Below are 7,528 nucleotides of genomic sequence, written 5' to 3'. Positions count from 1 at the left end.
GGGTCTGGCTTGTCTGCCGGATCCTCTATATCCCGCTCTATCTTGGCGGCATCGCCTATATCCGTTCCTTCGTCTGGTTCGGCTCCTTCCTTGGCCTCGTCGCCATGGCGGCAGCCGTGTTTTTCTAGGAGGCAGGCATGGCGTTCACCAATGTTCCCCCGCTCCAGCCGCATATTTGCGTGAAGGGTGGCCTCGAGGCGATCGCCTTCTATGAGCGGGCGCTCGGCGCTGAAAACAGGTTCCACCAGCTCGCCGAAGACGGCAAGCGTGTCATGCACGCCAACCTTGCCATCTATGGCGGCGAGGTGCTGCTGCATGACGAGTTCCCGGAATTCGAGACGTCCGTCAGTGCACCGCCGACGGTCGGCGGCACATGTTTCGCCATCAGTATCAACCTGCCGGACCCGGCCGCGGTCGATGCAGCCTTCGCCAGGGCGGTCGATGCCGGCGCGCATGGCCTGATGCCGCCCTCTGACGTGTTCTGGGGCGCACGCTACGCGCGCATCACCGATCCCTTCGGCCACATCTGGGCCTTCAACGCGCCCCTGGAGCAGAAATGAGCGCCTATCTTCTGGAACTCGCCTCGCTGATGGCGATCTTCTCCTTCGCGATCGTCTCGCCCGGCGCCGACCTTGCCATGGTCATGCGCCAGTCGGTCGTGCACGGGCGCCGGCAGGCGATCGTCACCTCCTTCGGCATCGGCACGGCGCTGATGTTCCACGTCACCTACACGATCCTCGGGCTCGGGCTGGTGATCTCGCAGTCGATCTACCTCTTCAACATCATCAAGTGGTGCGGCGTCGCCTACCTGGTCTATATCGGCGTCAAGGCACTGCGGTCCCGGCCGGCGGAGATAACGGCTGCGGACGGCACCGAGGAGCGGGGTGCGCCACGGACGCAGTCCGTGCTCAGGGCTTTCAGCCTCGGCTTCCTTGCCAATGCCCTCAATCCGAAGCCGGTGTTCTTCTTCCTCTCCATCTTCTCGACCGTCGTCAGCGCCCATACGCCGATGGCGATCAAGTTCGGCTACGGGCTCGTCATGGCGGGCTGCCTGATCGCCTGGTTCGTCGGCGTCTCGTTCTTCCTGACGACGCCGCGGATGCGCACAGCCTTTGCGAAGGCGAGCCGCTGGATCGACCGCGCGAGCGGCGTGGTCTTCATTGCGCTCGGCATCAAGCTCGCGACCCAGAGGGCGGGCTGAGATGGCAGGTCTCTGCCCGGCAATGCTCCTCTTCGGCCTGGCCGCCGCGTCCGTGGCCGAGGCGGCCGACTGCGTGCAGGAGAAGGCGGTCTACGCGGACCGCGACGGGGCCTATACCTTCGCCTTCGAGCCCGTCGGCTCCGAGGCGGCGGCGACGAGCCATCACTTCAAAGTGACGATGCCGGGCAGGGACCTGGCGCTGACCGGTATCGTCATGACCTCCGACGACGGTGTCACGCGCGCCAACGGCATGATCATGCACAACTGCCCGGAGGGCGACGCGACCGGGGAGGAAATCGCTGCCTGCACCGTCTGGGAAGGCGTCATCTACTCCGTCGAGGGCAACAGCCTCATCGGCATACTGCCGTCGGCCGGCGAAAAGGCCGCGCCGGAGCTTCTCTTCGCCGGGCTTGGTCCCGCCTTTCTCTATTCGGCGCTCAACGAGAGCGGCAGGCTGCCCGCCCCGCCCTGGGATCTTCTTTCCTTCAGGGGATGCGCACCATGAGCGGACACAAGGTTCTTCTCGTCACCGGCGGCAGCCGCGGTATCGGCGCGAGCGTCTGCCGGCTTGCGGCGCGTGACGGCTGGCAGGTCGTGGTGAACTACGCCGCCAACCGCGAGGCAGCCGACGGCGTCGTCGAGGAGATCCGCGCGGCCGGCGGCACGGCGCTCGCCGTCGAGGGCGACGTGGGCACGGAAATCGGCCTCGCCTCGATCTTCGCGGCGGTCGACGGGGCGTTCGGCCAGCTCGACGGGCTCGTGAACAATGCCGGCATCATCGGCATGCCGGCGCGCGTCGACGAGATGACGACCGAGCGGCTCGACCGCATGTTCGCGGTCAACGTCATCGGCTCGATCCGTTGCGCACAGGAGGCGGTCAGGCGCATGTCGACGCGGCATGGCGGGCGCGGCGGCGCGATCGTCAACCTCTCCTCGATGGCGGCCCTGATCGGCGCGGCCGGCCAGTATGTCGACTATGCCGCCAGCAAGGGCGCGATCGAGAGCTTCACTGTCGGTCTTGCCCGCGAGGTGGCGACCGAGGGCGTCCGTGTCAATCTCGTGCGTCCCGGCATCATCGACACCGACATCCACGCCTCGGGCGGCCTGCCCGACCGGGCGCAGCAGTCGGTCGCAGTCATTCCGATGCATCGGCCGGGCACCGCCGACGAAGTCGCACATTCCATTCTCTATCTCTTGTCCGATGCGGCGTCCTACGTGACCGGCGCCGCGCTCAATGTCAGCGGCGGCCGCTAACCGTCACCCGCAGGAAGGATTTCTCATGGCTTATGATCTCATCGTTATCGGCTCCGGCCCCGGCGGCTATGTCTGCGCCATCAAGGCGGCACAGCTCGGCCTCAAGGTCGCCGTCGTCGAGAAGCGCCAGACCTATGGCGGCACCTGCCTCAACATCGGCTGCATCCCGTCGAAGGCGCTGCTGCACGCTTCCGAGATGTACAGCCACGCCGCCCACGGCATGGAGGCACTCGGCATCGACGGCCTCAAGCCGACGCTGAACCTCGCCAACATGATGGCCCACAAGGACGCGACGGTGAAGTCGAACGTCGACGGCGTCTCCTTCCTGTTCAAGAAGAACAAGATCGACGGCATTCAGGGCACCGGCAAGGTGCTCGGCAAGGGCAAGGTTTCCGTCACAAACGCGGCGGGCGAGGAGCAGGTGCTGGAGACGAGGAACATCGTGATCGCCACGGGTTCGGACGTCGCCGGCATCCCGGGCGTTCCGGTGGAGATCGACGAGACGGTCATCGTGTCGTCGACCGGCGGCATCGCGCTCGAAAAGGTGCCGGAGCATCTGATCGTCGTCGGTGGCGGCGTCATCGGCCTGGAGCTCGGCTCGGTCTGGGGCAGGCTGGGCGCGAAGGTGACCGTCGTCGAATATCTCGACACGATCCTCGGCGGCATGGACGGCGAGGTCTCCAAGCAGTTCCAGCGCATGCTCGTGAAGCAGGGCATGGAGTTCAAGCTCGGCGCGAAGGTGACGGGCGTCGAGAAGGCGGGGTCGGGCGCCAGGGTGACGTTCGAGCCGGTCAAGGGTGGCGATGCGACGGCGATCGACGCCGATGTCGTGCTGATCGCAACCGGCCGCAAGCCCTATACCGAAGGGCTGGGCCTTGCGGAGGCGGGCGTGGCCCTCGACAGCCGCGGGCGCGTCGAGATCGACAATCACTTCAGGACCAATGTCGAGGGCATCTACGCGCTCGGCGACGTCGTGCGCGGCCCGATGCTGGCGCACAAGGCGGAGGACGAGGGCGTCGCCGTCGCCGAGATCATCGCGGGCCAGGCCGGCCATGTGAACTACGACGTCATTCCCGGTGTCGTCTACACGCAGCCGGAAGTCGCCTCGGTCGGCAAGACGGAGGAGGAGCTGAAGGCCGCAGGCGTTGCCTACAAGGCCGGCAAGTTCCCCTTCACGGCCAATGGTCGGGCCCGCGCCATGCTGGCGACGGACGGCTTCGTCAAGGTGCTGGCCGACAAGGAGACGGACCGGGTGCTCGGTGTCCATATCGTCGGCTTCGGCGCCGGCGAGATGATCCACGAGGCGGCCGTTCTGATGGAGTTCGGCGGTTCGTCCGAAGATCTCGGCCGCACCTGCCACGCCCATCCGACCATGTCGGAGGCCGTCAAGGAAGCGGCGCTCGCCACCTTCTTCAAGCCGATCCATATGTGAACCCCGACCAGGCGGCTGCGACAACCGGCCGCCTGTTCCCGCCGCGCCAGGGCGCGCATCCTGGAGGCCTGCAAAGGATGGCCTCCATGCCCCCCGTTTCGAGACCTGTTTCGCTTCCGCACCCGCTTCTGATGTCCGCCGACTGGGCGGACCGCTTCACGCTCCGGCTGCCGGTGAGCAATCTCACGGCACAGGAGGCCGCGCGGCTTGCGCTCGAACATCCGCCGGCCTGGATTCGCAGACTCATGGCGCTGCGCAATGCACTGGTCACGCCCTTCGGGCTCAAGAGAGCGAATGCACGCGCCGAGAGACCGGACGGGGAAATCGGCGGCTTTCCGGTGGTGAGCGCCTGCGACGACCGGGTGGTGCTCGGCTTCGACGACCGGCATCTCGACTTCCGGATCGTCATCGATATTCGGCCGGACCGGCCGACGGGCCAGACCCTGAGCGTGATGACGCTCGTGCACCGGAACAACCTCCTCGGCCGGCTTTACCTCGCCGCCGTCATGCCGTTCCACAAGCTGATCGTCCGCACGATGCTCGCCGGCGTCGGCCGCCGGGTTTGCGCGCCGCGGCTGAGCCCGGCGCGGGACGGCTCAGTCCACGGCTGTGACCGTAAAGCCCTGTTGCCGCAGGAGCTCGACCACGCCCTCGCGCCCCGGCAGATGCAGCGCGCCGACGGCGACGAAGGCGTTGCCTCCGGCAAGGATCGGACCGGCGCGTTCGGCCATGCGGTGATTGCGGTCGATGATGATGCGCTGCTCGAACTCGGCGTAGCTGACCTCGTCCCCGGCGGTGGCGGGGGCCGCGATCTTCATCATCGGCATGATCATGCCGGTGTCGCCGGCGAGATAGAGGCGGCTCATCGTCTCGATGACGTCCTCGATCCGGTCTCCGAGCTGGACGGTCTGCACGAGGCCCTGCAACTGCGGCTCGATCGGCAGCGAATCGAGCGCGGTGATCTGCTCGATAAGCGTCTCCAGCCCCTTCAGCGTCTTGCCGGCGGCAAGCGCGTCCCGCGCGAGTTTCTGGTCGAGGAAGGCGGCACCGGCCGATTTCCGGGCGAGTTCGCAGGCCGGCAGCGCCACGAAACTCATCAGCATCCACGGTTTCATGCGGTTGAGCGCCGGCAGCGACAGGCCGCGCCTCTGCAAGCCATCTGCCAGCGTCCGTTCGTCGGCGTCGGAGAGCAGGCCGGTGATGCTCCGGCCGTCGGTGAACATGGTGAGGTCGGGGCGCGACAACAATGCGGCGCCCGCCTTCTTCTCGTCCGCGATCTCGTCCGATTCGACGACGACGGTCGATGCGCCGTCGAAGGCGGCGCGGGCACCGTCGGGCATGGCGAGCACGCGCGGATCGGTCACGTGCATCGTGCCGAGCAGATAGGAGGGAGCGGTGCCGGCCTTTTCGATGCGCCAGAAGATGCCCTTGCCGTTCTCGGCGGCGTCCGCTTCGGACTTGAGCGCGGCGAAGGCGGCCGGATCGTCCTGCTTGATCTCCGCCACAAGGTCCCTGCCGCCGCAGGCGGACGGCAGCGTCTCGGCGCGTGCGTCGGACAGGGAGGCCAGGACGGCGGCGAGCGAGATCAGCACCAGCCAGTTGAGGCCTGCCGCCAGCCAGAGGAGGCCATCGGTCAGGGCCGTGGCCATCTTGGCGCCGGTGCGATGGGTCGAGGTCGTCATGATCCGCACTCCGTTCGTGTCGGCGCCACCCTAAGGCGGGGCGCTTCACAAGCCGTTAACGTTTGCCGCGTCAGGCGCGCGGATGGGCGCGGTCGTAGATCTCCAGGAGGCGCGCCGAATCGACACCGGTATAGACCTGCGTTGTCGACAGGCTGGCATGGCCCAGCAGTTCCTGGATCGTCCGGAGATCGCCGCCGCCGGCGAGCAGATGGGTCGCGAAGGAATGACGCAGCGCATGGGGCGTCGCGCTGTCCGGCAGGCCGAGCGCACTGCGCATCCGCTGCATTTCGCGCTGGATGATCGCCGGCTGGAGCGGCCCGCCGCGCATGCCCCGGAAGAGCGGTTCTTCCGCCGCGAGCGCATAGGGGCAGAGCTTGCGGTAGCGCTCCACGCCCTCGAGGGCTGCAGCGATGAGGGGAACGATCCGCGTCTTGCCGCCCTTGCCTTCGATCCTGAGCGCGGCCGGGCTGCCCGCAAGATCGGCGGGGGTCAGCGACAGCGCCTCGGAGATGCGCAGGCCGCACCCGTAGAGCAGGGTCAGGAGCGCGGCGTTGCGCAGGGCGATCCAGGGTTCCTCCGCAAGCTGCTCGTCGGCGGAGACGACGGCGATCGCCTGGCGGTCGGTCAGCGGCTTCGGCAGCGACTTCGGCTGCTTCGGAGAGCGGATGGCGGCGGCGCCGGCCGCATTGGCGAGCCCCTTGCGCTCGAGATGGCGCAGGAAGGAGCGGATGCCGGCAAGCCCGCGCCCGAGCGTGCGGGCACCGGCGCCATCCCGGCGCCGTGCGGCGAGATAGGCGCGCAGATCGGCAGGCCGGAGCGCGCCGAGCGCGCCGAGCGAAGCGGGTGCGGCAAGATGACCCGTCAGGAAGGCCAGGAACTGGCGCGTGTCCCGTTCATAAGCGTCGAGCGTCTTGGCGGAAAGCCGCCGTTCGCCCGAAAGGCTCTCCATCCAGGCGCGTCGCTCGGCCAGCAGCCTGGCATCGGCGATGATCAGCAATTCGGTCATGAGATTCCGTCCAGCGTCGCGAACATCCTGCACCGATCCGCGTTAGCCATTGCCTAACGCGGTCCGGTTGACTGTCATTCTTCGATCATATTGAACTGCGATAGGTGCGCGTAATCTTAGCGGACGGACCCATGGTACGGCGAACTTCTCCCACGGCTTTCGGACATTTCGCTGAAACGCTCTCCCTCGTCTCGCACGGTCGACCCGGACATGTCGTCGATACGCTCATTGCCGAACGCGGCACGCGGATCGTGCGCCATCCGCTCTGGCCGGCGATGCGGCCGTTTCTCTATACGCTGCTCAACTACCGCCGGGCGATCGAATTCGCCAATGCCGTCGCCAACATGCCGGGATTCCAGGCTTTCGAGTTCCTGAGCAGGACGCTGAACCTCGACATCGTCGTGCGCAATGAGGAGCGGATACCCAAGGCGGGCGGCTTCCTGCTCGTCAGCAACCACCCGACCGGCATCGCCGACGGCGTGGCGGTCTTCGATCTCCTGAAGACCTGCCGGCCCGACATGATGTTCTTCGCGAACCGGGATGCGATTCGCGTCAATCCGCGATTCGTCGAGATGGTCATCCCGGTCGAGTGGCGGGACGAATACAAGAGCAAGCTCAAGACGCGCGAGACGCTGCAGATCACCAACCGGGCGATCTCCGAAGGCAAGGTCGCCGTGCTCTTCCCGTCGGGCCGCATTGCCTACTGGGGGGACGGGCGGCTCAACGAGCGGCCATGGAAGAGCTCCGCCGTGACGCTCGCCCGCAAGTACAATCTGCCGATCTTGCCGGTGCACATGAAGGCGCGCAATTCCGGCCTCTTCTACTGGCTCGCCAAATGGTCGACGGAACTGCGCGACATGACGGTGTTCCACGAGCTCCTGAACAAGAAGAGCAACCGCTTCGAGTTCACCATCGGCAATCTGATCCCGCCCGAGGCGCTCGACGGTGATCCG

Annotated in this window: 9 protein-coding genes and 1 pseudogene; 8 read left to right on the top strand and 2 right to left on the bottom strand. The window is 66.8% G+C overall.

The window, feature by feature from the left end:
* Positions 1-20: 20 nt before the first annotated feature.
* From LXM94_RS08430 to LXM94_RS08400, 7 genes and pseudogenes are all read left to right on the top strand, one after another.
* Entirely contained in the window at positions 21-128 is a 108-nt protein-coding gene (locus tag LXM94_RS08430; RefSeq protein WP_408015606.1) for an MAPEG family protein, read from the top strand.
* A gap of 9 nt (positions 129-137) precedes the next feature.
* A complete protein-coding gene (locus LXM94_RS08425) occupies positions 138-560 on the top strand; it encodes a VOC family protein (RefSeq protein ID WP_235770731.1) in 423 nt (140 codons plus the stop codon).
* On the top strand, positions 557-1,201 hold the full coding sequence (locus LXM94_RS08420) for a LysE family translocator (RefSeq protein ID WP_235770730.1): 645 nt from the start codon (positions 557-559) through the stop codon (positions 1,199-1,201). The genes LXM94_RS08425 and LXM94_RS08420 overlap by 4 nt, the downstream gene beginning before the upstream one ends.
* A gap of 1 nt (position 1,202) precedes the next feature.
* Positions 1,203-1,706, top strand: a complete 504-nt coding sequence (locus LXM94_RS08415; protein ID WP_235770729.1) for a hypothetical protein — start codon at positions 1,203-1,205, stop codon at positions 1,704-1,706.
* Positions 1,703-2,455 (top strand): SDR family oxidoreductase, encoded by a 753-nt coding sequence (locus LXM94_RS08410; protein ID WP_235770728.1) that lies wholly within the window; start codon positions 1,703-1,705, stop codon positions 2,453-2,455. Before LXM94_RS08415 ends, LXM94_RS08410 begins: the two co-directional genes overlap by 4 nt.
* A 25-nt stretch (positions 2,456-2,480) precedes the next feature.
* The gene (gene lpdA / locus LXM94_RS08405; RefSeq protein ID WP_235770727.1) at positions 2,481-3,887 is read left to right on the top strand and encodes a dihydrolipoyl dehydrogenase; all 1,407 of its coding nucleotides are present in this window, start codon (positions 2,481-2,483) and stop codon (positions 3,885-3,887) included.
* Between the two features lie 77 nt (positions 3,888-3,964).
* Positions 3,965-4,414, top strand: a pseudogene (locus LXM94_RS08400) (DUF2867 domain-containing protein); the annotation flags it as partial.
* Between the two features lie 69 nt (positions 4,415-4,483).
* Here the strand turns inward: LXM94_RS08400 and LXM94_RS08395 are convergent.
* Positions 4,484-5,569: a TraB/GumN family protein gene (locus LXM94_RS08395; RefSeq protein WP_235770726.1), complete on the bottom strand. Its 1,086-nt coding sequence runs from the start codon at positions 5,567-5,569 to the stop codon at positions 4,484-4,486.
* A gap of 70 nt (positions 5,570-5,639) precedes the next feature.
* Positions 5,640-6,575, bottom strand: a complete 936-nt coding sequence (locus LXM94_RS08390; protein ID WP_235770724.1) for a tyrosine recombinase XerC — start codon at positions 6,573-6,575, stop codon at positions 5,640-5,642.
* A gap of 131 nt (positions 6,576-6,706) precedes the next feature.
* On the opposite strand from LXM94_RS08390, the gene LXM94_RS08385 reads away from it, so the two are divergent.
* A partial coding sequence (locus LXM94_RS08385) for a GNAT family N-acetyltransferase (RefSeq protein WP_235770723.1) occupies positions 6,707-7,528 on the top strand: 822 nt, incomplete at its 3' end.

The organism is Rhizobium alarense, assembly GCF_021555155.1.
In the GTDB taxonomy this organism is placed as follows: Bacteria; Pseudomonadota; Alphaproteobacteria; order Rhizobiales; family Rhizobiaceae; genus Rhizobium_D; species Rhizobium_D alarense.
Note: the sequence above shows the minus strand (reverse complement) of the source record. Positions and strands in the feature narration are given on the sequence as shown.

Bases quoted from the DNA above. Each gene is read 5' to 3' on its own strand.
- LXM94_RS08425 (WP_235770731.1), top strand. From the start codon at position 138: ATGGCGTTCACCAATGTTCCCCCGCTCCAGCCGCATATTTGCGTGAAG.
- LXM94_RS08420 (WP_235770730.1), top strand. From the start codon at position 557: ATGAGCGCCTATCTTCTGGAACTCGCCTCGCTGATGGCGATCTTCTCC.
- LXM94_RS08415 (WP_235770729.1), top strand. From the start codon at position 1,203: ATGGCAGGTCTCTGCCCGGCAATGCTCCTCTTCGGCCTGGCCGCCGCG.
- LXM94_RS08410 (WP_235770728.1), top strand. From the start codon at position 1,703: ATGAGCGGACACAAGGTTCTTCTCGTCACCGGCGGCAGCCGCGGTATC.
- lpdA (WP_235770727.1), top strand. From the start codon at position 2,481: ATGGCTTATGATCTCATCGTTATCGGCTCCGGCCCCGGCGGCTATGTC.
- LXM94_RS08395 (WP_235770726.1), bottom strand. From the start codon at position 5,569: ATGACGACCTCGACCCATCGCACCGGCGCCAAGATGGCCACGGCCCTG.
- LXM94_RS08390 (WP_235770724.1), bottom strand. From the start codon at position 6,575: ATGACCGAATTGCTGATCATCGCCGATGCCAGGCTGCTGGCCGAGCGA.